General features: G+C 50.6%; 8 tRNA genes. All 8 read right to left on the bottom strand.

From position 1 onward, the window contains the following. Nucleotides 1-3: 3 nt before the first annotated feature. Nucleotides 4-77 (bottom strand) — tRNA-Arg (locus tag ROSEINA2194_RS15125). A gap of 60 nt (nt 78-137) precedes the next feature. Beyond that, a tRNA-Leu gene (locus ROSEINA2194_RS15130) sits at nt 138-221 on the bottom strand. A gap of 26 nt (nt 222-247) precedes the next feature. Continuing rightward, nucleotides 248-320 (bottom strand) — tRNA-Val (locus ROSEINA2194_RS15135). A 4-nt stretch (nt 321-324) separates the two neighbouring features. Continuing rightward, nucleotides 325-398: transfer RNA gene (locus ROSEINA2194_RS15140), tRNA-Asp, on the bottom strand. Between the two features lie 18 nt (nt 399-416). Further along, nucleotides 417-490 (bottom strand) — tRNA-Ile (locus ROSEINA2194_RS15145). 28 nt (nt 491-518) lie between these two features. Then, a tRNA-Thr gene (locus ROSEINA2194_RS15150) sits at nt 519-591 on the bottom strand. A 100-nt stretch (nt 592-691) separates the two neighbouring features. Then, nucleotides 692-763: transfer RNA gene (locus ROSEINA2194_RS15155), tRNA-Glu, on the bottom strand. Between the two features lie 15 nt (nt 764-778). Beyond that, nucleotides 779-850, bottom strand: a tRNA-Asn gene (locus ROSEINA2194_RS15160). Nucleotides 851-879: the final 29 nt, after the last annotated feature.

Raw genomic sequence — 879 nt, forward strand, 5'->3', positions numbered from 1 at the left:
ATACGTGCGCGAGAAGATTCGAACTCCCGACACCTTGGTCCGTAGCCAAGTGCTCTATCCAGCTGAGCTACGCACACATATTCTATTAACTTCTTCTCATCTATTATAACACTCTTGTCAAGTGCCCTTTCGATGAATGCCGGCGACCGGAATCGAACCGGTACTGTATCGCTACAACAGGATTTTAAGTCCTGCGCGTCTGCCAGTTCCGCCACGCCGGCATTTCTGCACCAGAAACTGATGCAAGTGGAAGTTACAGGGCTCGAACCTGTGACCCTCTGCTTGTAAGGCAGATGCTCTCCCAGCTGAGCTAAACTTCCAGAACGACCCAAGCGGGACTCGAACCCGCGACCTCCGCCGTGACAGGGCGGCGCTCTAACCAACTGAGCCATTAGGCCTTATTCTTTTCTTTTGAGTGGACCATCGGGGACTCGAACCCAGGACCGACCGGTTATGAGCCGGTTGCTCTGACCAACTGAGCTAATGGTCCTTGTTCAAGGACTCTTGTTCCTTCAAAAAGCCGATGATCGGACTCGAACCGATAACCTGCTGATTACAAATCAGCTGCTCTGCCAATTGAGCCACATCGGCATGTGACTTTCCAGCTGATTTGTAACCAGCTGCTCTGCCTACAATTGACTCGTTCCTCCTCAATTGTCGAGAATTGAGCCACATCGGCATACTTTTCTAGTGACTCCGACGGGAATCGAACCCGTGTTACCGCCGTGAAAGGGCGATGTCTTAACCGCTTGACCACGGAGCCTTATATTTAAAAAAACTCCCCGAGTAGGGCTCGAACCTACAACATCACGGTTAACAGCCGTGCGCTCTACCATTGAGCTATCGAGGAATATTTCTTTTAGCTTCTTTTAGAATGTC

It is taken from the genome of Roseburia inulinivorans DSM 16841, from assembly GCF_000174195.1.
Taxonomy (GTDB): Bacteria; Bacillota; Clostridia; order Lachnospirales; family Lachnospiraceae; genus Roseburia; species Roseburia inulinivorans.